This window comes from Streptomyces sp. NPDC060194 (assembly GCF_042728285.1).
Taxonomy (GTDB): domain Bacteria; phylum Actinomycetota; class Actinomycetes; order Streptomycetales; family Streptomycetaceae; genus Streptomyces.
Genome location: NZ_JBHWZH010000105.1, coordinates 1 through 20,981, shown reverse-complemented (window position 1 = coordinate 20,981; position 20,981 = coordinate 1). Strand labels below are relative to the sequence as shown.

The window sequence follows — 20,981 nt, the reverse complement described above, 5'->3', positions numbered from 1 at the left end:
TCTCGGGCTTTCCTCCGGGCTTTTCCCTTCGGTCTTGCGTCTCCGACTCTACCAGACTCTTTCGGGCCCGATTTCCTGTCAGAAACCTTTGTCTTTCCGGCTGTTGGGCCGTTCCGACGCCCCAAACTCTAGCGCTTCATTCCCGCGACTCATAATCGAGCCGTTCGGAACAGAATTCGGACATGCCGAATTCGATCCGTCGAGGAATCTTGTGCTGAAGGCTGGGGTGCCGCCCCTACAGGGACGGAGTGGCTGCCTGCGCGAACAGACGCGCGCTGTGACAACCCGATGAAACTTACGCCGTTCCCGTCCTCGAGTCAAGCGCGGACGGGCCCCGCTCCGGTCGGAGCGGGGCCCGTCGCCATCGCGTCGTGGTGTCAGCCGGCCTCGGGGGCCAGGCGGAGCGAGATGGAGTTGATGCAGTAGCGCTGATCGGTGGGGGTCGGGTAGCCCTCCCCCTCGAAGACGTGGCCGAGGTGCGAGCCGCAGCGGGCGCAGCGGACCTCGGTGCGCATCATCCCGTGCGAGGTGTCCTCCACCAGCTCGACCGCGTCGGTGTCCTTGGGGTCGTAGAAGGACGGCCAGCCGCAGTGGGACTCGAACTTGGTGCCCGAGGTGAACAGCTCGGCGCCGCAGGCGCGACAGGAGTAGACGCCGGTGGTCTTGGTGTCCGTGTACTCCCCGACGAAGGCCGGCTCGGTACCGGCCTGGCGCAGGACCTTGTACTCGGCGGGGGTCAGCTCGGCGCGCCACTGCTCGTCGGGCTTGTCGATGTCGTACGCCATGGTGCGCTCCCTCAGTTCGACGACAGGCGGTCGAGGACGAGCGGGCCGAGGTCGGTGACGTCGCCCGCTCCCATGGTGAGAACGAGATCCCCGGGACGGGTCATTCCCGCGACCGCCTCGGGCACGTCGTTCTTGTCGGGGAGCGCGGTGACGGTCGCCCCGGCGGCGACGGCGGCGTCGATGATCAGCGCGCTGGTCACGCCCGGGACCGGGTCCTCGCGCGCCGGGTAGATGTCGAGGACGAAGGAGGCGTCGGCGAGCGCGAGCGCCTGGCCCATCTCGACGCCCAGCTCCTGGGTGCGGGAGAAGAGGTGCGGCTGGAAGACAACGATCAGGCGGGCGTCGGCCGCCGCGCCGCGCATGGCCTCGAGGTCGGCCGTCATCTCGGTGGGGTGGTGGGCGTAGGAGTCGATGACCTGGACGCCGGCCGCCTCGCCCTTGAGCTGGAGGCGGCGCTTGACGCCGGTGTACTTGCCGAGCGCGGAGGCGAGGTTGTGCGCCGGGAGGCCGAGGGCGACGCCGGCGGCGAGGGCGGCGACGGCGTTCAGCGCGTAGTGGCGGCCGGGCACGGAGACCTGGAAGGTGAGGTAGCGGCCGTTCAGGACGACGGTGACCTCGCTGGTCAGCCCGCGGGGGGTGATCTTCTGGACGCGGACGTCGGCGTCGGCGGCCTCGCCGTAGGTGACGACGTTCAGCTCGGCCTGCGGGCGGACGCGGGTGGCCAGTTCGACCGCGCCGGGCTGGTCGGCGGAGACGACGAGGGTGCCGCCGGGGCGGATCTTGCCGACGAAGGCCTGGAAGGACTCGTAGATCTCGTCCATCGAGGCGTAGTTGGCGTGGTGGTCCAGTTCGACGTTGAGGACGATCGCGACCTCGGGGTCGTACTTCTGGAAGCTGCGGTCGCTTTCGTCCGCCTCGGCGACGAAGATGTCGCCCTCGCCGTGGACGGCGTTGGTGCCGGGGCCCGCGAGGTCGCCGCCGATGGCGTAGGAGGGGTCGAGGCCCATCTCGGTGAGGGCGACCGACAGCATCGACGTGGTCGTCGTCTTGCCGTGGGTGCCGGCGACGGCGATGGCGCGCAGGCCGTCCATCAGGGACGCGAGGGCGTCGGCGCGGTGGACGGTCGGGATGCCGAGCTCGGCGGCGCGGACCAGCTCGGGGTTGTCGGCGCGGATCGCGGAGGAGACGACGACGCAGGAGGCGTCGTCGGCGAGGTGGGCGGCGGCGTGGCCGATGTGGACCGTGGCGCCGAGGGCGCGCAGCGCGTCGGCGGTCGGCGTCTCCTTGGCGTCGCTGCCGGCGACCTTCGCGCCGCGCTGGGCGAGGATCTTCGCGATGCCGGACATGCCCGCGCCGCCGATGCCGATGAAGTGCGGTCGTTCCATGGTGGAGGGCAGGCCGGGCGTCATGTGGGGCTCCCAGGGGTACGGCGACGGAGACGGCCGGAGCGGTGGGCTCCGGGAGGGCTCAGCCTATGCGTACGCGTACGGGGGCGGGTCCCGCACCCGGGCGGTCCGCGCCCGCCGTACACGTATGCGTACGGGCCCCCGCACCCACGGGGCCCGCCGCCCGCCTCACTCGTTGTGCGCGTACAGCTTCAGCACCGGCACCCCGACCTTGTGCCGCGCCCGCGAGGCCCAGTCGCGGTGGAAGAACTCCTCGACGTAGTGCGGCGCGGTCAGGACGAGGACCTCGTCGGCCCCGTGCTCCTCGACCGCCGCCTTGATCGCGTCGAGCGGCTGGTCCTCGACGAGCCGGCCGTCCGCCGTGCAGCCGCGGGCGCGCAGGGCCTCCAGGGAGTGGCGCAGCGCCTGCTCGGCGGCGTCGCCGGGGTCGGAGACGCTGGGCTCCTCGTCCTCGTGGGCGACCTCGTCGAGCTCGCCGAGGGCGACGTCGTCGATCGCGCGCAGGAGTTTGTCCTGGTCGCCGCGGGGCTGCATGAGGACGACGAAGGTGACCGGCTCGTCGCCGTGCAGGGTGGTGACGAAGTCCACGTCGACGGAGGCCAGCGGCTTCTCGATCATCAGTACGCTCGTGAACACTCCGTACACCCTTCTGCCTCTGCTTCTCGGTCTGCGGTCCGGCTGCGCGGGGGCGCCTCCGGCTGTGCCCGGCCGTAGCCGAGCGGAATCCTCGCGTCCGCTTCCGTCAGGTCCGACGGTATCGGGTGTAAAGGAACCCGGCCTCCTCCAGCAGGGACACCAGGGTGAAACGTTCCGGCACGGCGCGGCGGGGGCCGCCCGCGATCCGCTGGGCGTCCCCCGCCGTGAGCGTGGGCGAAATGGTCAGGCACAGCTCGTCGAGTACCCCGGCAGACACGAACTGACCCAGCAGACTCGGCCCTCCCTCGGTCAGCAGCCGCCGGTGCCCCAGTGCGGCCAGCTCGCGGACGGCGCGCGCGAGGTCGACGTCCTTGCCGTCGCCCGCGACGACGACCTCGACGCCCGCCGCCTCGGCGGCCTGCACCCGGTCGGCGGGGGCGTCGGAGCCGGTGACGACGAGGGTGGGGACGAGCGGTTCGGTGTAGAGCGGGAGGGAGAAGTCCAGGTCGAGCGAGGTGCTCACGACGGCGATAGCGGGCGCGGGACCCTGGCCGGCGGCGGCCCGGCGGTCGGCGAAGGCCTCCCGTGCCCGGGCCGGGCGGTACCCCTCGGCGCGTACGGTCCCGGCGCCGACGACGACCGCGTCGGCCAGCGCGCGCAGGGTGCCGAAGACGCGCATGTCGGTGGGGCCTGAGATCGGCTGGGAGCGGCCGTCGTGGTGGGCGGCGCCGTCGAGGCTGGAGACCATGTTGGCGCGGAGCCACCCGTCGTGACCGGCCGGGTAGGCGTACGCGTCGGCGAGTTCGTCGAGCGTCCACTCGCGGTCGGCTGTTCCCTGGGTCACAGGCAGGAGACTTCGCATGCCGTGCAGTCTGGCACGGCGCTTAGAGTGGGGAACCGTGTCGCCCACCAGCACTTCCTCCCGTCCCGACGCCGGTCCGATCGCCCTGTGCGACCGTGAGCCGCGCGTCCCCGCCGACCGGCTGGTCGCCGAGATGATCCCGCCCCCGCGGTTCGACGCGGTGCGCTTCGAGACCTACGTGCCCGACCCGAAGCAGCCGAGCCAGACCGAGGCGGTGCGGGTCCTGAGCGGCTTCGCCGCCTCGCTGACCGGCGCGGAGGAGTCAAGCAGGCGGCGCTGGTTCGGCCGGAAGCCCGCCGCGCCGGCCGCCCCGCGCGGGGTGTACCTCGACGGCGGGTACGGCGTCGGCAAGACGCACCTGCTGGCCTCGCTGTGGCACGCCACTCCGGCCGAGCCCGCGCTGAAGGCGTTCGGGACCTTCGTGGAGCTGACCAACCTGGTCGGCGCGCTCGGCTTCCAGCAGACCGTGCAGACGCTGAGCGGGCACCGGCTGCTGTGCATCGACGAGTTCGAGCTGGACGACCCGGGCGACACGGTCCTGGTCTCCTCGCTGCTGCGGAAGCTGGTCGAGGCGGGCGTGGCGCTGGCCGCCACGTCCAACACCCTGCCGGGCAAGCTCGGCGAGGGCCGGTTCGCCGCCGCGGACTTCCTGCGCGAGATCCAGGGGCTGAGCGCGCACTTCCGGCCGCTGCGGATCGACGGCGAGGACTACCGGCACCGCGGCCTGCCCGAGGCACCGGCCCCGTTCTCCGACGCGCAGGTCACCGAGGCGGCCCGCGGCACCGCGGGCGCGTCCCTCGACGCCTTCCCCGACCTGCTCGCCCACCTCTCCAAGGTCCACCCGAGCCGCTACGGCGCACTGACGGACGACCTGCGGGCCGTCTGCCTGACCGGGGTCGCGGCGGTGCCCGACCAGTCCACCGCGCTGCGGCTCGTCGTCCTCGCCGACCGGCTGTACGACCGGGAGGTGCCGGTGCTGGCCTCCGGGCTGCCGTTCGACCGGCTGTTCAGCGAGGAGATGCTGAACGGGGGGTACCGCAAGAAGTACTTCCGGGCCATATCGCGGCTCACAGCGCTCGCCCGGGACGCGAAGGGCCTGGTGCCGGCGTAGGGGCGCGGTGCGTACGGGGGTTGCGGGAGACGGGCGTGACGCGCCTGGTTCCGGTCGGCGGAAGTGAGTGGTAGACACATCCGTTCGCAGTCCTGTCCGCCAGCAGGAAGGTCCCCCCATGACCGCGTCACGACGCCAGGTGCTCGCCGGAGCCGTCGGCGGAATCGCGTTCTCCGGCTCGATCTCCGAACTCTTCGCGGGCTCCGCAGCCGCGCACGGCCGGGCGGGCTACGGCCCCCTGGTGCCCGACCCCCGCGGGCTGCTCGACCTGCCGCGCGGCTTCCACTACACGGTCCTCTCCCGCGAGGGCGAGCCGCTGCGCTCCGGTGAGGGCCCGGTCCCGACGAACTTCGACGGGATGGCCGCGTTCGCCGGCCGGCAGGGCCGGGTGCATCTGGTCCGCAACCACGAGAACCGCACCACCGGCCGCATCGGCGTCCCGACCGTGGCCGGTCTGACGTACGACCCGGCCGCCCTCGGCGGGTGCACGACGATCACCGTCGACCGTCGGGGCGAGGTGGTCGGCGAGCGGGTCGCGATCGCCGGGACGGCCGTCAACTGCGCAGGCGGGCCGACGCCCTGGGGCACCTGGCTGACCTGCGAGGAGACCGAGGACAGGGCCGGGACCAGCGGCTACACCAAGGACCACGGCTTCATCTTCGAGGTCGATCCGGAGGACCCGCACCGCACCGGCGCGGTCCCGCTCACCGCGATGGGCCGCTTCGCGCACGAGGCGATCGCCGTGGACCCGCGCTCCGGCGTCGTCTACGAGACCGAGGACGCCTTCGAGCGGCCGTTCGGCCTCTTCTACCGCTTCCGGCCCGACCGGCCCCTCGGCGGCCGCGGTTCGCTCCGCGCGGGCGGCTCGCTGCAGGCGATGCGGGTCCCGGACGTGCCCGACCTGGCGGCGATCCGGCGCACGGGCGCGTCGTTCGACCGGATCGAGTGGGTCGACGTGCCCGACCCCCGGGCGAAGGAGACGCCGATCCGGCTGCAGGACTTCGGCCGGCGCGGCATCACGCACGCGCAGAAGCTGGAGGGCTGCTACTGGGGCGGGCGGTCGGTGTACTTCGTGTCGTCCTACGCCCGCGCCGGGGAGGGGTCGGCGGCCACCCACTTCGGGCAGGTCTGGCGCTACGAGCCGGACCGGCGCCGCCTCACCCTGGTCGTCGTCTTCGGCCCGGACACCGACGTGCAGCTGCCCGGCGAGGAGCCCGACAACATCTGCCTGGCCCCCGGCGGCGGGCTGATGGTGTGCGAGGACGGGGCCGGGGCGCAGCACGTCTTCGGGCTGACCCGGCGGGGCGAGGTGTACGCGGTGGCCCGGGGGCGGCAGGACATCGGCACGCCCGGGGCCCCCGAGTGGGGCGAGTTCGCGGGCGTCACCTTCTCCCCGGACGGGTCGACGATGTACGTGAACTGCTACACGCCCGGCACGACGTTCGCGGTCACGGGCCCCTGGCACCGGTAGGCATATGGTCCGTTTGTGACCGATTTCGTACGGAGGGCGGCGGTCCTCGGGCTGATCGCCGCCCTCGCCGCGTGTGCGGCCCCCGCCGAGCGTCCCGTCCCGCCGACCCCGTCCCGTTCCCCGGCGGCGGCCTCTCCCCCGCCCGCCGCCGCGCCGCCCGCGGCCCCGCCCGCCGTGACCCCCGTCGTACGGCGGGGCGACGGCCGGGGCGGGCGGACGGTGGCGCTGACGTTCGACGCCGACATGACCGCCGCGCAGGGGCCGCGGGCCGCGCGCGGCGAGCGGTTCGACCATCCGGAGCTGGTGGCGACGCTGCGGCGGTTGGCCGTGCCGGCGACGGTGTTCATGACGGGCCGGTGGGCGGAGGAGTACCCGGCGCAGGCCCGCTCCCTGGGCCGGGACCCGCAGTTCGAGGTCGCGAACCACTCCTACAGCCACTTCGCCTTCAGCGCCGACTGCTACGGGCTGCCGACCGTCGCCCCGGAGCGGATGCGGGCGGACGTCGAGCGGGCCTTCGCCGTGTTCCGCGCGGTCGGGGTGCGCAACGCGGTGCCGTACTTCCGCTTCCCCGGCGGCTGTTACGACGCGCGGGCGCTGCGGGCGATCGCGCCGGCGCGGGTGACCGCCGTGCAGTGGGACGTCGTCAGCGGGGACGCCTTCGCCACCGACGCCCGCGCGGTGGCCCGCCAGGTGCTGGACGGGGTGCGGCCGGGCTCGGTGGTGGTGCTGCACTGCACGCGCAGCGCGGCGCCGGTGACGGAGGAGGCGGTCCGCGAGGTGGTGCCGGAGCTGCGCCGGCGGGGGTACCGCTTCGTGAAGGTGTCCGAGCTGTTCGGCGCCCGGGCGTCGTAGCCTGGGCCGCATGGACCAGGAGTGCTACGCCGACCCGCCCGCGTCCGCCCCCGCCGCCACGCCGGTCTCCGCGGACGGCCCCCCGTACGCCGAGTGCGTGCTGTGCCGGAAGCCGACGGAGTACCCGGAGTCGCAAGCGGGGATCGTGTACTGCCCGGTGTGCGAGTGGCAGGAGGCCGGCCGCACGGCGTGCTCAGGCTGAGCGAGGCCGGGCGCGCCGGCCGGGTCGACGGCGGGACGGTCAGCCGGACGTGACCTTGTGGGGCGTGGCCTCGCTGGGGCGGACGATGACGAACCCCTCGCCCTGGAGCACGAGTTGCACCGCCTCGCCGGAGCCGCCGCGGATCATCGAGCCGACGCTCTGCGAGCGGGCGAGGGACGTGCTGAGCTGGGCGCTCCAGCCGACCACGGCGTCGGTGTCGACGTGCACCGGGGCCTGCGGGGAGACGGGGATGACGATCGGGTCGCCCTCGCAGATCACCGCGAGCCTGCCCTGGCCGGTGAAGACGCTGTTGAAGAGCCCGCCGCCGGCCATGCCGGAGCCCTTCACCGTCCGTATGTCGTAGGACAGCGTGGAGTCGAAGCACAGGATGTTGCGGCCGTTGATCGTCAGCGCGTCGCCGGGCTCGATGTCGACGATGAAGCAGTTCGCGGCCTCGTGCGCGAACCAGGCCTCCCCCCGGCCGCGGACGGCCATGAGCGCGAGCCCCTCGCCGGTGACGGCCCGCTTGAGCATGCCGCCGACGCCCTGCCCCTTGCGTTCGAACTTCAGGTCGCCGCGGAAGGCGATCATCGAGCCCTGCCGGGCGTGCATCTCGCCGTTCACCACGTACTTCACGGACTTGGAGTTCTGCAGGGTCATGCCGGGGACGGTCGCCGGCCGGGCCAGGTGCTCGGAGGAGAACAGATCACTCTTCATGCGGCCCCATCCTGGCTGCCGCCCGCGCCCCTGCCAAGGTCGGGTGTCGGCGGGCGGCTGGCAGACTGGGCGGGTGACCAGTGAAGATCCGCGTGACACCGCCTCCCGCCCCGCCGACGACGCCCGGGACGCGGCGCCGCAGTTCGTACTCCCGCTCGTGGTGCGGCTGGAGAAGACCGCGCCGCCCGCGCGGACCGACGCGCTGGAGACCGCGGCGCGGGCCGTGCTGACGCTGCTGTCGGACGAGCGGGCGCTCGGCGAGGGCGAGTGGGCACGGGCCGTCGCGGACTGGCAGGACGCCCGGATCCGCAAGGTCGTGCGGCGGGCGCGCGGGGCGGAGTGGCGCAAGGCGGGCGAACTGCCGGGGATCACGGTGACCGGGCGGACGGCGCAGGTGCGGGTCTTCCCGCCGATCCCCCTCGACGGGTGGCCGAAGGAGCTCGCGAAGCTCCAGGTCTCCGGGACCGAGTTGGACGATCCGGAGCCCGTGGGGGACGCGCCGGAGGGGTCGGTCGTGCTGTGGACGAGTCCCGATGTCGACATGTCGGCCGGCAAGGCGATGGCCCAGGCAGGGCACGGGGCGCAGCTGGCGTGGTGGGCGCTCTCCGACGGGGAGCGGGAGGCCTGGCGCGACGCCGGCTTCCCCCTGGCCGTCCGCACCGCCCCGAAGGAGCGCTGGGCGGCGCTCACGGCGAGCGGCCTCCCGGTGGTCCGCGACGCGGGCTTCACCGAGATCGCCCCCGGCTCGTGCACGGTGGTCGCCGATCACCCGGCACTGCGCGCGGCGGCCCGCCGGGCCTGAGCCGGCGGGCTCCGGCAGACGTCCGGAGCGGGCCTCCGGAGGCGTGAGCAGGAGCACCAACCGAACACCCCTGCGCGCCCTACTCCGTGACGCTTTTCACCGAACCCCCCAACTCCCTTGTCCCACTGAACACTTCGACCGCAGGATACGTAGCTCCCGGTACCGGCCGGTAGTTCCGGCCGGAGGTCTAGTGGGAGGCACCCTTGCCCCGGCGTATCAATGGCACTGCACTCATCATCGCGGCCCTGGTCACGACCCTCGGCGCGCTCGCGTTCCCGGTCTGGTCATACGCCGACCGGTCGGGGACGGGGCAGGCGAACCTGGCCGCGGGCAGCGTGAGCACGTCGTGGGGGCCGCTCACCGCGACGGACCGCGACTTCCTGGTGAAGGTCAGGCTCGCGGGCCTCTGGGAGCTGCCCGCCGGGCAGCAGGCGATCGAGCGCGCGCCCAGCGAGGCGATCAGGGCGGCGGGCGACCACCTGGTCGTCGGGCACACCGACCTCGACCGGCGGGCCCGCGACGTGGCCGCGCAGCTCGGCGTCGAGCTGCCGAACCAGCCCAACGAGCAGCAGCAGGGCTGGCTGCGGGAGCTGTCGGCGGCCTCGGGCGAGGAGTACGAGCGCAAGTTCGCGAACCTGCTGCGGGTCGCGCACGGCAAGGTGTTCGCGCTGGTCGCGCAGGTCCGGCACACCACCCGCAACAGCCTGATCCGGCAGCTCGCCTCGGACGCGAACCAGACCGTGCTCGACCACATCACCATGCTGGAGAACACCGGCAAGGTCGACTTCGACGGCATCGCGAACGACGCGGCGGCCGGGGCGACGGCGTCCCCGACCGGACCGCCCGCGCCGGAGCCGGGCAAGGTGCTGCCGTCGCCGATCCCGGCCACGCCGACCGGCGACCAGTCGTTCACCTCCCGGCCGGTGCCGCCGTCGCCGGGCACGGTGAACACGGAGCGGCCGGAGCCGGGGGCCGAGGGGCAGGTGGGCTGACCGGCGCGCCTGCGGCGCCGCAACCTCAAATCGAGCTCTGAACGTCCCCCCGGGTGGGTTCGGCGGGTGGCGCGCGGGCCATCACACCCTCACGCTGCACCTACCGTGACGCGGAGGGGGACGACATGGCACAGCACACGCACCGCATCGCACACCTGGGCACCGGGATCGGCTGGCGTCCGGAGATCGCCGACGCCGTCGAGCGGATGGCCGGGATCGACTGGGTCGAGGCCGTCGCGGAGAACATCTGCCCGGGGCATCTGCCCGAGTCGCTGGTCCGGCTGCGCGGGCGCGGCGTCACCGTCGTGCCGCACGGGGTGTCGCTCGGCCTCGGCGGGGCCGAGCGGCCGGACACGGCGAGGCTGGCGGCGCTCGCCGAGCGCGCCGAGGCGCTCGGATCGCCGCTGGTGACCGAGCACATCGCCTTCGTCCGGGCCGGGGGGCCGATGACGGCGTCGGCGCCGCTGGAGGCCGGGCACCTGCTGCCCGTCCCGCGCACCCGGGACGCGCTCGACGTGCTCTGCGCGAACGTGCGGATCGCGCAGGACGCGCTCCCGGTGCCGCTCGCGCTGGAGAACATTGCCGCGCTGGTCTCCTGGCCCGGCGAGGAGATGACGGAGGGGCAGTTCCTCGCCGAGCTGGTCGAGCGGACGGGCGTCCGGCTCCTGATCGACGTCGCCAACCTGCACACCAACCACGTCAACCGCGGCGAGGACCCCGCGCGGGCGCTCGACGAGCTGCCCGTCGAGGCGATCGCCTACGTCCACGTCGCCGGCGGCTTCGAGCGCGACGGCGTGTGGCACGACAGCCACGCCCACCCCGTCCCCGCTCCCGTCCTCGACATCCTCGCCGACCTGGCGAGCCGGGTCGCACCCCCCGGCGTCCTGCTCGAACGCGACGAGAACTTCCCCGCCCCGGCGGAACTGGCCGCCGAACTCGACTCGATCCGCACGGTGCTGACGAAAGCGTCGGTACGGCCGGCCGTCCGCGGCGGAGTGCGGGCCGGGGCACCCGCGCGGCAGCTCGCGGCGGTCGGCGCGGGCGGCGCCGCCCGGCAGCCGGGCCGGGCCCCGGCGGATGCCGCCGTCCCGGGACCCGTGGCCGCCACGGGTCCGGACGGCGGGCCGGGAGCAGGGGGGACCCGGCCGGGCGACGCAGGACCGCGCACCAGGGCTGCCGCTCCCTCCCTCGCGGGCACCGGCCTGCAGGGCTCGGCCGAAGGACCCGCCGGGGCGGGCGCACAGGCCGCGGGGACGGCCGCACCCCCGTCGGCCGGGACCCGGATCGAGGCGCCCGTCGACGGGGAGGCCGGACGCGTCGCCGTCGCCAGGCACCGGGTCGCCGTCGCGCAGACCGCGTTGCTGTCCGCGCTGGTCGCGGGGACGCCCGCGCCGGAGGGGTTCGACCGGAGGCGGTTGCTGGTGCAGAGCCGGGCGCTGGCGGCGAAGCGGGCGGACGTGGTGGGGAAGGTGGCGCCGGAGCTGCCGGTGATCCTGGGCGCGGAGTACCGGGCCGCGTTCCTCGGGTACGCCCGGTCGCGGCCGATGGCGGGCGGGTACCGGCGGGACGCGCTGGACTTCGCCGAGCACCTGCTGCTCGCCGGCCGTCCCGCGGACCCGGCGGCCCGCGGTGAACTGACCCTGTGGTGGCAGGAGCGCAACGGGCTCGCCCCGGAGCCGGGCCCGGTCCGCCGGGTCGTGGCACGCGCCCTGACCGCGTTCCGATACGGCAAGGGGTGACGACGTGAACACCGTGGCTCTCGTGTTCTACCTGGTGGTCGGCGTCTCGTCGGCCGCCCTGGTCGCCGGCCTGGTCCGGGCGCGGCGGGCCGCCCGCCGCCGGTACTCCGGCGAGGCGACCGACACCTACGGGGCGGCGTTCCTGTCCGGCGGCCCCGGGCGGCTCGCCGACACGGCGATCTCGACGCTGGCCGAGGACGGCCTGCTCGCGGTCGGCGACCCCGGCATCGTCTCCGTGTACCGCGCGGAGGCGCGGACGCCGGTCGAGCAGGCCGTGTTCGACGCGCAGGCCGCGGCCCCGAGCGGCGCGCTGCACTGGGTCAGGGTCGGGACGATGCGTTCGCCGGCCGTCCAGGCGGTGGGCGACGACCTCGCCGCGCGCGGCTTCCTGCTGCCGCCGGGCGCGCTCGGCCGGTACGCGAAGTGGGGCGGCGCGCAGGCCGTGGTGAGCTTCCTCGCCTTCCCCGCCTCGATCGTCCTGGTCTTCTTCGAGGACCCGCTCGACGGCCTGCCGCTGCCGCTCGTGATGTTCCCCGGCGTCGTCGTCGGCACGCTCGTCGGGGCGATCGCTGCGGCCGCCGCCGGCCGTCGGATCACGGCGACCGGCAGGAAGGCGCTCCAGCGGTACTGGCTGGCGAACGGCCACCGCTCGGACGCCGCGCACCTCGTCGCGACGGGCGGCCCGCGCCAGTTGCGCGACCACGCGCTGCGGGACCGGTTCTTCGCCGCGAGCCGGTCCCGAACGGACGCCGGAGCCCGCTCGCACGCCCACGCGACGAGCGACAGCGGATCGGCGTACTTCGCCACCCCGGTCCTCTGGTGCGGGGGCGGCAGCGGTCACGGCTCGGGCGGCGGGAGCTGCGGCGGATCGAGCTGCGGCTCGTCCGGGGGCTCGTGCGGGGGCTCGGGGGGCAGCTCGTGCGGGAGCTCGGGGAGCAGCTCGTGCGGGGGCTCGTCGGGCGGATCGTCCTGCGGAGGCGGGTCTTCGGGCGGCGGCAGCAGCTGCGGGAGCTCCGGCTGACGGCCTTCACCGGCGTCCGCATCCCGAGACACCCATGGTGTGATCACCGGTTCTTCACATAGAACTCCGCCATGCTCTGGCTCTGGTCGCTCCCGCTCGCGCTCGCCTGGATCGCCACCGCGTCCGCCTGCTTCCGGCTGTGCGCGGCGGCGGTCGCGGCCTCGCGGTCGGTGCCGGAGGAGGCCGTACGGGGGCGGGCGCTGACCCTGCCCGAGGCCGCGTACCTGTCCGGCGGGCCGCACCGGGTCGCCGACCTGGCGCTGGCGTCGCTGGCCGGCCGGGGCCGGCTGCTGCTCGCCCACACCGGCTGGGCGACGGTCGTCGTCCCCGAGGACCCCGCGGACGACGACGTGGCGCGCGCCGCGCTCACCGCGGTCGGCGCCGGGGGCCAGGCGCACACCCCCGTCGTCCGCTCGCTCACCGCGGCCTCCCCCGCGGTCGCCGCGCTGGCCGACCGGCTGCTCGCCGAGGGGCTCGCCCTGCCGTCCCACGGCCGGGCGGGCGCGTTCGGGGCGGTCCGCTCGCTGCGCCGGGCCCTGGCCGGGACGTTCCTGCTCGGTCTCGCGGTCGAACTGCTGGTCCACGACCCGGAGCAGGCTCCGCTGCTGCTCGGCTGGGTCGCGCTGCCGTTCTTCGCCGGGCTCTTCGCCCTGGGCACGGCCCGGTTCGAGATGTTCCCCTACACCCGCTGGGCGACCCCGCTCGGTGAGCGGCTTTTGGAGGACTTCACCGCCCGGGACGACCTCGGCGCGATAGCCCTGCGCGGCGTCGCCGCGGCGGGCGACCCGGCCCTGCGCACGGCACTGGCCGCGGCCCCGAAGGTCCACTGAGGGCCTTCGGGAACCGCGGCCCCGGGCGCGTGCGTCAGGCCAGCCCGTCCACCAGGTCCGCGACGCTCTTGCGGCGGCCGGTGTAGAAGGGGACCTCCTCGCGGACGTGCATCCGCGCCTCGGACGCCCGCAGGTGGCGCATGAGGTCGACGATCCGGTACAGCTCGTCGGCCTCGAACGCCAGCAGCCACTCGTAGTCGCCGAGCGAGAACGAGGCGACGGTGTTGGCGCGCACGTCCGGGAAGCCGCGGGCCATCCTGCCGTGGTCGGCGAGCATCCGGCGGCGGTCCTCGTCGGGCAGCAGGTACCAGTCGTAGGAGCGCACGAAGGGGTACACGCTGACGTAGTCGCGCGGGGTCTCGTCGGCCAGGAAGGCCGGGATGTGCGACTTGTTGAACTCGGCGGGGCGGTGCAGCGCCATGTTCGACCACACCGGGTCGAGGCGGCGGCCGAGCCGGGTGCGGCGGAAGAGGTTGTACGCGGTCTGGAGCTCGTCGGCGGTCTCGGCGTGCCACCAGATCATGACGTCGGCGTCGGCGCGCAGGCCGGAGACGTCGTAGGTGCCCCGGACGGTGATGTCCTTCTCGGCGAGCCGGTCGAACAGCTCCTGCACCTCGTCGGCGTAGCCGGCGCGGTCGTCGGGGAGCACGTCGCGCAGCTTGAAGACGGACCACAGGGTGTACCTGATGGTGTCGTTGAGGTCCTTGGCCCTCTTGCCGGCGTTCGGGGTCTTCTCAGCGGGTGCGGTGGTCATGACGCCATTCTCCCAGGCCCGGTCGGGAGCGCGTCGGCGGCCCGGTGGCCGCTCGCGATGCACGCGGGGATGCCCACGCCGTCGTAGGCCGCCCCGCACAGGGCGAGTCCGGGCAGGGGGGCGAGGAGCGAGCGGACGCGGGCCACCCGGTCGAGGTGGCCGACGGGGTACTGGGGCAGCCCGCCGATCCAGCGCGTGACGTCGGTGGCGACCGGGGCCGCGGAGAGGCCGGTGGCGGCCTTGAGGTCGTGGCGGGCGAGCTCGACCAGCTCGGCGTCCTCCCGGCCGAGGTGGGCGTCCTCGCCGTAGCGGCCCATGGAGGTGCGCAGCACGACCAGCTCGGGGTCGGTGTCGGACCAGGCCCACTTCTGGCTGGAGAAGGTGGCCGCCTTGACGGTGTGCCCGTCGACGGGCGGCACGAGGAAGCCGGAGCCCTCCGGCAGGACGGCCGCGTCGGTCCGCCGGAAGGCCAGCGTGACCAGGGACATCGACGCGTACTCGATCGCGGCGAGCTCGGCCGCGGCGGCCGGGGCGGTCTCGTCGAGGAGCGCGGAGGCGGCCCAGGCGGGGACGGCGAGGACGACGGCGTCGGCCTCCAGCCACCCGTCGTCGGTCCGCAGCCGCCAGCCGTCGCCGGCCCGGCGCAGCGCGTGGACGGGGCGGTCGAGGTGCAGTTCGCCGCCACGGGCGACGAAGGAGGCGGCGACGGCGGGGGGCAGGGTGCCGATGCCGCCGTCGATGCCCATGAAGACCGGACCCGTCGCCGCGGGCGCGCGGTCCTGGAGCGCGCGGACGGCCTCGGTGAGGCTCGGGTGGGTGCGGGCGGCGTCGAAGAGGGCGGGGACGGAGGCGCGCATCGAGGTCCGGTAGACGTCGCCGGCGTAGACCCCGCCGAGGAGCGGCTCGACGAGCCGGTCGACGACCTCGCGGCCCATCCGGTCGGCCACGTACTCCCCCAGCGCGATGTCGTCGCCGAGCGGGGTGGCCGGCCGGCCGGTCTCCTGGGCGAGGCGGCGCAGACCGTCCGCGGAGAGCACTCCCGCCAGGGCGTCCGGGTCGCCGGGGACGCCCATGACGTGGCCCTTGGGCAGCGGGACCAGCTCGCCGCGGTTCCACAGCCGGGCGGCGGCCGTGGCGGGCGGCTGGAGCGCGTCCCCGAGCCCGACCGCGCGGGCGAGGTCGACGGCCTCGGGGCGGCGGGCGAGCATCGACTCGGCCCCGAAGTCGACCCTGAGGCCGGCCAGCTCGCCCGCGTACAGCTTGCCGCCGACCCGCGACGAGGCCTCCAGGACGGTCACCTCGGCGCCGGTCCCGACCAGTCGGTGGGCGGCCGCCAGGCCCGCGATCCCGCCTCCGACAACAACGATCCGCATGCCCCCAGCTTCTCAGACGGTGCGCAGGTCGAAGCGCCGGGGCCGAGTCCTGACCGTGACCTGTTCGGGACCGGTCCGTGGCAACGCGGGGCGGTGGGACGCGCGTCTGAGGGGCGATACGGAGATCGTTGTGAACCTGGGGGGTCATCGATGGGCACGAACCGCACACAAACCGTTCGACGCGCGGGCGCGCCGAGGCGGGCGCTGGCGGCGCTGTTCCTGGCGGGCGCGCTGGCGCTGACGGGCTGCACGGGGGGCGGGGACGCGGGCAGTCTCAAGGACAGCGCGGGCGACGGGGCGAAGGCGGCGGACCGCGACGCGAAGGCGGTGGCGCCCGAGGCCGCGCGCGCCGAGCAGTCCGCGGGCGCGCCGTCGCAGCAGGTCAAGCTGCCCGCCACGCACATCATCCGGACGGCGGAGCTGAGCATCCGCGTCAAGAGCGCGGACAAGGCGCTGGCGGAGATCCGCACCGTCGCCGGGACGGCGGGCGGCTGCGTCACGAGCGAGAGCGTCAACGGGTCCGGCGACCCGAAGGACGGGGTCGAGGCGCGGGTCGTCGTGCGCGTCCCGCAGCCGGAGTTCGCCGACGTCCTCGAAGAGCTGGAGGGGGCGGGGAGGACGACGTCGCGCGACGTGAAGGCGAAGGACGTCACCGAGCAGGTCGTCGACGTCGAGAGCCGGGTCAGGTCCCAGCGGGCGAGCGTGATCCGCGTGCGGGAGCTGATGGACAAGGCGACGAAGCTCAGCGACGTGGTCGTCCTGGAGGGCGAGCTGAGCTCGCGTCAGGCGGAGCTGGAGGCGCTGCTCTCCCGGCAGGCGTCGCTGAAGGACCGCACCACGATGTCGACGATCACGCTGAACGTGGAGCAGCCGGCGAAGGGCGAGAAGTTGGAGCCCGAGGACGACCCGGGCCTCCTCGACGCGCTCAAGGGCGGCTGGAACGTGCTGGTCGCGATCGTCACCTGGCTCCTGCTCGCCCTCGCTGCGGCCGCGCCCTTCCTGCTGGTCGCGGCCCTCGCCTACCTCGCCTGGCGCGCGATCCGTTCGCGTCGCCGCACCCCCGCGGCGCCGGCCGCGGACCCCGCCCCGCAGGCGTCCACCCTGCCCGAGCACCCGTCCCGGACCGACGACTGACCGGAGGCGGGCCTAGCCTGGGCCCATGACTCAGCAGCGCAGGGAACGTCTCGTCGTGGTGGGCGGTGACGCGGCCGGGATGTCGGCCGCGTCCCAGGCGCGGAGGCAGCGGGGGCCGGACGAGCTGGAGATCGTCGCGTTCGAGCGGGGGGAGTTCAGCTCGTACTCCGCGTGCGGGATCCCGTACTGGGTCGGGGGCGCGGTCGGTTCGCGGGAGGAGCTGATCGCGCGGACGCCGCAGGAGCACCGGGAGCGGGGGATCGACCTGCGCACCCGCACCGAGGTCGTGGAGCTGGACGTCGAGGGGCGGCGCGTGCGGGCGCGGAACCTGGTGACGGGCGAGGAGGGGTGGACGCCGTACGACAAGCTCGTGCTGGCGACCGGCGCCCGCCCCCTGCGGCCCGACCTGCCGGGGATCGACGCGCCGGGGGTGCACGGCGTGCAGACCCTGGGCGACGGGCAGGCGCTCCTGGACACGCTGGAGCGCCTGGAGAAGTCCGAGGGCCGCCGGGCGGTGGTGGTCGGCGCCGGGTACATCGGCGTCGAGATGGCCGAGGCGATGATCCGCCGGGGCTACGAGGTGACGGTCCTCAACCGTGCCGAGGAGCCGATGTCCACGCTCGACCCGGACATGGGCCGGCTGGTGCACGAGGCGATGTCCGGCATGGGCATCGAGACCGTCCGCCGCGCGGAGGTCACCGCGATCCGCACGGGGGACGACGGCCGGGCGTGCGCGGTGGTCACCGAGGACGCCGAGTACCCGGCGGACGTGGTGGTGCTCGGCATCGGGGTGGCCCCCGAGACCACGCTGGCCCGGGACGCCGGGCTGCCCCTCGGTGCGGCCGGCGGCCTGCGGACCGACCTCGCGATGCGGGTCCGCGGGCACGACGACATCTGGGCGGGCGGCGACTGCGTGGAGGTCCTCGACCTGGTCGCCGGCGTCCACCGGCACATCGCGCTCGGCACCCACGCGAACAAGCACGGCCAGGTCATCGGCGCGAACGTCGGCGGCGGCTACGCCACCTTCCCCGGGGTGGTCGGCACCGCGGTGAGCCAGGTCTGCGACCTGGAGATCGCCCGCACCGGCCTGCGCGAGAAGGACGCCGACGCCGTCGGGCTGAGTTACGTCACGGCCACGATCGAGTCGACGAGCCGCGCGGGCTACTACCCGGGCGCGCAGCCGATGACGGTCAAGATGATCGCCGAGCGCCGTACCGGGCGGCTGCTCGGCACCCAGATCGTCGGCCGTGAGGGCGCGGCCAAGCGCGTGGACGTCGCGGCGGTGGCGCTCACCGCGCGGATGACGGTCGAGCAGATGACCGCGCTCGACCTGGGGTACGCACCGCCGTTCTCGCCGGTCTGGGACCCGGTCCTGGTCGCCGCCCGCAAGACGGTCGCGGCCCTGCGCGCGGAGAGCTGACGCGGCCGCGGGGGGACGCCCTCCCCCGGCGGCCGACGCACGCCCGTCTCAGCGGGCCGTCTGCGTGTGGACGTACTCGACGAGGCGGGTGAGCGCGTCGGGGTCCATGTTCGGCAGGACGCCGTGGCCGAGGTTGAAGACGTGGCCCTCCAGGCCCGAGGCCGCGTCGAGCACCTCGCGGGTCTTCGCCTCGACGGCCTCGGTGGGCGCGAAGAGGACGGCCGGGTCGAGGTTGCCCTGCAGCGCCTTTCCGGGGCCGACCCGGCGCGCGGCCTCGTCGAGCGGCACCCGCCAGTCGACGCCGACGACGTCCGCGCCGGCCTCGCCCATCAGGCCGAGCAGCTCACCGGTGCCGACTCCGAAGTGGATGCGCGGGACGCCGTAGGAGGCGACCGCGTCGAAGACCTTCGCCGAGGCGGGCAGCACCGAGGCGCGGTAGTCGGCCGGGGCGAGCGCCCCGACCCAGGAGTCGAAGAGCTGGACGGCGGACGCGCCGGCCTCGATCTGCACCTTCAGGAACGTCGAGGTGATGCCCGCGAGCCGGTCGAGGAGGTCGGCCCACAGCTGCGGGTCGCCGTACATCATCGCCTTGGTGTGCTCGTGGTTGCGGGACGGACCGCCCTCCACGAGGTAGCTCGCGAGGGTGAACGGCGCACCCGCGAAACCGATCAGCGGGGTGGACCCCAGTTCCTCGGTGAGCATGCCGATCGCCTCGGTGACGTACCAGACGTCCTCGGGGGTCAGGTCGCGCAGCCGCTCCAGGTCGCCCCGGGTGCGGATCGGCTCGGCGACGACGGGGCCGACGCCCGGCTTGATGTCGAGGTCGAGGCCGATGGCCTTGAGGGGCACGACGATGTCGCTGAAGTAGATCGCGGCGTCCACCCGGTGGCGGCGGACGGGCTGCAGGGTGATCTCGGTGACCAGCTCGGGCCGCATGCACGACTCGAGCATGGGGACGCCCTCGCGGACCTTCAGGTACTCCGGCAGGGAGCGCCCGGCCTGCCGCATGAACCACACCGGGGTGTGGGGCACGGCCTCGCGGCGGCACGCCCTCAGGAAGGCGGAGTCGTACGTCTTGCTCTGCGGGGCGCCCGAGGGGCGGTCAGTGGCACTCACGCAGGGAAGTCTCCCACGCCCGCCCCGGCCGGACGGCCCGCCCTCCGGCGGCCGCCCGCCGCTCGCGGGCTGTGTCCCTCCCCGCGCGGGGCCCCGCTTCGGCCTACTCTTCCCCGCATGGCTGCTCAGGGACGCATGGCTGACGACGCGGACGGTACGGAGCGCACGGAGGGGGACCAGGCACCGCTGCCGTTCCGGAAGGCGGTCGAGGCGCTGCGTACGGCGCGGCTGCGGCCGGAGGTCGAGATCGAGACGGTCCGCCCCCCGCGCAAGCTCGCGCCGTACGCGCACGCCCTGGAGGCGGTGGTCGTGGACGACGGCCAGGACCTCGCCGACGGTCGGCTGATCCTGCTGCACGACCCCACGGGGCACGACGCCTGGAAGGGGACGTTCCGGCTGGTCACGCTGGTGCGGGCGGAGCTGGAGCCGGAGATGGCGGCGGACCCGCTGCTGCCGGAGGTGTGCTGGTCGTGGCTGACGGGCGCCTTCGAGGCGCGCGGCCTGGCGTACGGCGAGGCGAGCGGGACGGTCACCCGGGCCGGGTCGTACTACTTCGGCGGTCTCTCCGAGCGGCCCTCCGCCTCGCAGATCGAGATCCGCGCGTCGTGGACGCCGCGGGAGGGGCTCGGCGGGGTGCCGGACGCGGCGGCGCACCTGGCGGCCTGGTGCGACCTGCTGGGCCAGGTCGCCGGGCTGCCGCCGGGGGCGGTGCCGGGGCCGGGACCGGCCGGGCCGACCTCGGTGGTGACGCTGCCGCAGCGGCGGGGACCGCGGTCCTCCTGACGCGGGCGGCCCCGGACGCGCCCCCTACCGGACGGGCGGCACCCTGCACCCCGTACGGGCCGAGCACCACTCGAACGATCGACAGTGCGTCCTATTTGCCGGAATTGTTACTCACCAAATCGTGATCATTCCCTAAAGCCGGGCGAGCTTGCTGCCGAAGACCTCAGTGACCTTGTCCGTACGGCTCCCCCGGCTCACTCCCCCTCAGCCGGCCCCGTCCCCGCACTCCCCGGAGGCCTGGTGTCCGTTCTTCTCGAGCAGCCCGCAAGCCTGGTCGCCTACCGCCCGAACAAGCCGACCGCCATGGTCGTCGTGGCCGACCCCCGTGTCCGCTCCACCGTGACCCGCCACCTGTGGGCGCTCGGCGTCCGGGACGTCATCGAGGCGTCCTCCATCGCGGAGGCCCGCCCCCGCGTGGGCAACCCGCGCGACATCTGCGTCGCCGACGTGCACCTGCCCGACGGCTCCGGCCTGACGCTCCTGTCCGAGACCCGGGCGGCGGGCTGGCCGAACGGCCTGGCCCTGTCCGCGGCCGACGACATCGGCGCCGTGCGCAACGCCCTCGCGGGCGGGGTGAAGGGCTACGTCGTCACCGGCACCCGCACGAACATCGGCCTCCCCGGCCGTCCCGGCGCCGCCCCCATCGGCGCCGTCGGGGCCCGTATGCACCGCCGTCCGCCGGGCGCGCCCGGTGCGCAGGGCCACCCCGGGCACCCCGGCGGCGGCTACCGGGAGCTCTCCGGCCGTGAGGTCGAGGTGCTCAGACTGGTCGCCGAAGGCCAGTCCAACAAGGCCATCGGCGTCTCGATGGGCCTGTCCGCGCTGACCGTGAAGAGCCACCTGGCCCGGATCGCGCGCAAGCTCGGCACCGGCGACCGGGCCGGCATGGTCGCGGTGGCGCTGCGGACCGGCATCATCCACTGATCCGCGCGGTCGGCCGGGATCGCCCGGCCGGCACCCTGCAGGACCCCGGCG

At 74.5% G+C, this 20,981-nt stretch carries 21 protein-coding genes; 13 read left to right on the top strand and 8 right to left on the bottom strand.

From position 1 onward, the window contains the following. Positions 1–377: 377 nt before the first annotated feature. From msrB to ACFWEG_RS21260, 4 genes are all read right to left on the bottom strand, one after another. Positions 378–785, bottom strand: coding sequence for a peptide-methionine (R)-S-oxide reductase MsrB (gene msrB, locus ACFWEG_RS21275; protein WP_387217420.1), 408 nt, complete (start codon positions 783–785; stop codon positions 378–380). Between the two features lie 11 nt (positions 786–796). Then, positions 797–2,194, bottom strand: coding sequence for a UDP-N-acetylmuramate--L-alanine ligase (gene murC / locus ACFWEG_RS21270; RefSeq protein WP_387217417.1), 1,398 nt, complete (start codon positions 2,192–2,194; stop codon positions 797–799). A 165-nt stretch (positions 2,195–2,359) separates the two neighbouring features. Continuing rightward, positions 2,360–2,827, bottom strand: a complete 468-nt coding sequence (locus ACFWEG_RS21265; RefSeq protein ID WP_387217415.1) for an indole-3-glycerol phosphate synthase — start codon at positions 2,825–2,827, stop codon at positions 2,360–2,362. Positions 2,828–2,933: 106 nt separating this feature from the next. Further along, complete coding sequence (locus ACFWEG_RS21260) at positions 2,934–3,689, bottom strand: pyrimidine reductase family protein (protein WP_387217413.1); 756 nt, start codon at positions 3,687–3,689, stop codon at positions 2,934–2,936. A 37-nt stretch (positions 3,690–3,726) separates the two neighbouring features. Here ACFWEG_RS21260 and zapE point away from each other — a divergent pair, with 37 nt between their 5' ends. The 4 genes from zapE (at position 3,727) to ACFWEG_RS21240 (ending at position 7,325) form a co-directional block, all read left to right on the top strand. Beyond that, entirely contained in the window at positions 3,727–4,800 is a 1,074-nt protein-coding gene (gene zapE, locus ACFWEG_RS21255) for a cell division protein ZapE (protein WP_387217410.1), read from the top strand. A gap of 118 nt (positions 4,801–4,918) precedes the next feature. Further along, entirely contained in the window at positions 4,919–6,271 is a 1,353-nt protein-coding gene (locus ACFWEG_RS21250) for an alkaline phosphatase PhoX (RefSeq protein WP_387217408.1), read from the top strand. A 15-nt stretch (positions 6,272–6,286) separates the two neighbouring features. Continuing rightward, entirely contained in the window at positions 6,287–7,123 is an 837-nt protein-coding gene (locus tag ACFWEG_RS21245; RefSeq protein WP_387217405.1) for a polysaccharide deacetylase family protein, read from the top strand. A 10-nt stretch (positions 7,124–7,133) separates the two neighbouring features. Continuing rightward, entirely contained in the window at positions 7,134–7,325 is a 192-nt protein-coding gene (locus ACFWEG_RS21240) for a hypothetical protein (RefSeq protein WP_387217403.1), read from the top strand. A 39-nt stretch (positions 7,326–7,364) separates the two neighbouring features. Here the strand turns inward: ACFWEG_RS21240 and ACFWEG_RS21235 are convergent, their stop codons facing one another. Beyond that, positions 7,365–8,042 (bottom strand): AIM24 family protein, encoded by a 678-nt coding sequence (locus ACFWEG_RS21235; RefSeq protein ID WP_387217401.1) that lies wholly within the window; start codon positions 8,040–8,042, stop codon positions 7,365–7,367. Between ACFWEG_RS21235 and ACFWEG_RS21230 the strand changes: the two genes are divergently transcribed. From ACFWEG_RS21230 to ACFWEG_RS21210, 5 genes are all read left to right on the top strand, one after another. Next, on the top strand, positions 7,984–8,844 hold the full coding sequence (locus ACFWEG_RS21230) for an aminoacyl-tRNA hydrolase (protein ID WP_387217399.1): 861 nt from the start codon (positions 7,984–7,986) through the stop codon (positions 8,842–8,844). The genes ACFWEG_RS21235 and ACFWEG_RS21230 overlap by 59 nt on opposite strands. A gap of 203 nt (positions 8,845–9,047) precedes the next feature. Then, positions 9,048–9,836 (top strand): DUF4142 domain-containing protein, encoded by a 789-nt coding sequence (locus ACFWEG_RS21225; RefSeq protein ID WP_387217396.1) that lies wholly within the window; start codon positions 9,048–9,050, stop codon positions 9,834–9,836. 125 nt (positions 9,837–9,961) lie between these two features. Beyond that, a complete protein-coding gene (locus ACFWEG_RS21220) occupies positions 9,962–11,575 on the top strand; it encodes a DUF692 family multinuclear iron-containing protein (protein ID WP_387217394.1) in 1,614 nt (537 codons plus the stop codon). Positions 11,576–11,579: 4 nt separating this feature from the next. Further along, positions 11,580–12,596, top strand: a complete 1,017-nt coding sequence (locus ACFWEG_RS21215; RefSeq protein WP_387217391.1) for a TIGR04222 domain-containing membrane protein — start codon at positions 11,580–11,582, stop codon at positions 12,594–12,596. A 71-nt stretch (positions 12,597–12,667) separates the two neighbouring features. Beyond that, on the top strand, positions 12,668–13,426 hold the full coding sequence (locus ACFWEG_RS21210; RefSeq protein WP_387217389.1) for a TIGR04222 domain-containing membrane protein: 759 nt from the start codon (positions 12,668–12,670) through the stop codon (positions 13,424–13,426). A 34-nt stretch (positions 13,427–13,460) separates the two neighbouring features. Here ACFWEG_RS21210 and hemQ read toward each other — a convergent pair whose 3' ends face one another. Together hemQ and hemG are read right to left on the bottom strand one after the other, a co-directional pair. Continuing rightward, positions 13,461–14,180 carry a hydrogen peroxide-dependent heme synthase gene (hemQ, locus tag ACFWEG_RS21205; protein ID WP_387217385.1) on the bottom strand — a complete coding sequence of 240 codons (720 nt, stop codon included), beginning with the start codon at positions 14,178–14,180 and terminating at the stop codon, positions 13,461–13,463. Then, complete coding sequence (gene hemG / locus ACFWEG_RS21200; RefSeq protein ID WP_387217383.1) at positions 14,177–15,553, bottom strand: protoporphyrinogen oxidase; 1,377 nt, start codon at positions 15,551–15,553, stop codon at positions 14,177–14,179. The genes hemQ and hemG overlap by 4 nt, the downstream gene beginning before the upstream one ends. Before the next feature lie 150 nt (positions 15,554–15,703). Here hemG and ACFWEG_RS21195 point away from each other — a divergent pair, with 150 nt between their 5' ends. After that, a complete protein-coding gene (locus ACFWEG_RS21195) occupies positions 15,704–16,687 on the top strand; it encodes a DUF4349 domain-containing protein (protein WP_387217381.1) in 984 nt (327 codons plus the stop codon). 25 nt (positions 16,688–16,712) lie between these two features. After that, positions 16,713–18,107 carry an FAD-dependent oxidoreductase gene (locus tag ACFWEG_RS21190; protein ID WP_387217379.1) on the top strand — a complete coding sequence of 465 codons (1,395 nt, stop codon included), beginning with the start codon at positions 16,713–16,715 and terminating at the stop codon, positions 18,105–18,107. A 48-nt stretch (positions 18,108–18,155) separates the two neighbouring features. Here ACFWEG_RS21190 and hemE read toward each other — a convergent pair whose 3' ends face one another. Beyond that, on the bottom strand, positions 18,156–19,223 hold the full coding sequence (gene hemE / locus ACFWEG_RS21185) for a uroporphyrinogen decarboxylase (protein WP_387217375.1): 1,068 nt from the start codon (positions 19,221–19,223) through the stop codon (positions 18,156–18,158). Between the two features lie 117 nt (positions 19,224–19,340). Between hemE and ACFWEG_RS21180 the strand changes: the two genes are divergently transcribed. Both ACFWEG_RS21180 and ACFWEG_RS21175 read left to right on the top strand, forming a co-directional pair. Continuing rightward, positions 19,341–20,006: a DUF3000 domain-containing protein gene (locus tag ACFWEG_RS21180; RefSeq protein WP_387217372.1), complete on the top strand. Its 666-nt coding sequence runs from the start codon at positions 19,341–19,343 to the stop codon at positions 20,004–20,006. 240 nt (positions 20,007–20,246) lie between these two features. Continuing rightward, complete coding sequence (locus tag ACFWEG_RS21175) at positions 20,247–20,930, top strand: LuxR C-terminal-related transcriptional regulator (RefSeq protein WP_387217370.1); 684 nt, start codon at positions 20,247–20,249, stop codon at positions 20,928–20,930. Positions 20,931–20,981 lie beyond the last annotated feature (51 nt).

Bases quoted from the DNA above. Each gene is read 5' to 3' on its own strand.
- msrB (WP_387217420.1), bottom strand. From the start codon at position 785: ATGGCGTACGACATCGACAAGCCCGACGAGCAGTGGCGCGCCGAGCTG.
- murC (WP_387217417.1), bottom strand. From the start codon at position 2,194: ATGACGCCCGGCCTGCCCTCCACCATGGAACGACCGCACTTCATCGGC.
- ACFWEG_RS21260 (WP_387217413.1), bottom strand. From the start codon at position 3,689: ATGCGAAGTCTCCTGCCTGTGACCCAGGGAACAGCCGACCGCGAGTGG.
- ACFWEG_RS21250 (WP_387217408.1), top strand. From the start codon at position 4,919: ATGACCGCGTCACGACGCCAGGTGCTCGCCGGAGCCGTCGGCGGAATC.
- ACFWEG_RS21240 (WP_387217403.1), top strand. From the start codon at position 7,134: ATGGACCAGGAGTGCTACGCCGACCCGCCCGCGTCCGCCCCCGCCGCC.
- ACFWEG_RS21230 (WP_387217399.1), top strand. From the start codon at position 7,984: ATGCCGGGGACGGTCGCCGGCCGGGCCAGGTGCTCGGAGGAGAACAGA.
- ACFWEG_RS21235 (WP_387217401.1), bottom strand. From the start codon at position 8,042: ATGAAGAGTGATCTGTTCTCCTCCGAGCACCTGGCCCGGCCGGCGACC.
- ACFWEG_RS21220 (WP_387217394.1), top strand. From the start codon at position 9,962: ATGGCACAGCACACGCACCGCATCGCACACCTGGGCACCGGGATCGGC.
- ACFWEG_RS21210 (WP_387217389.1), top strand. From the start codon at position 12,668: ATGCTCTGGCTCTGGTCGCTCCCGCTCGCGCTCGCCTGGATCGCCACC.
- hemQ (WP_387217385.1), bottom strand. From the start codon at position 14,180: ATGACCACCGCACCCGCTGAGAAGACCCCGAACGCCGGCAAGAGGGCC.
- hemG (WP_387217383.1), bottom strand. From the start codon at position 15,553: ATGCGGATCGTTGTTGTCGGAGGCGGGATCGCGGGCCTGGCGGCCGCC.
- ACFWEG_RS21195 (WP_387217381.1), top strand. From the start codon at position 15,704: ATGGGCACGAACCGCACACAAACCGTTCGACGCGCGGGCGCGCCGAGG.
- ACFWEG_RS21190 (WP_387217379.1), top strand. From the start codon at position 16,713: ATGACTCAGCAGCGCAGGGAACGTCTCGTCGTGGTGGGCGGTGACGCG.
- ACFWEG_RS21180 (WP_387217372.1), top strand. From the start codon at position 19,341: ATGGCTGCTCAGGGACGCATGGCTGACGACGCGGACGGTACGGAGCGC.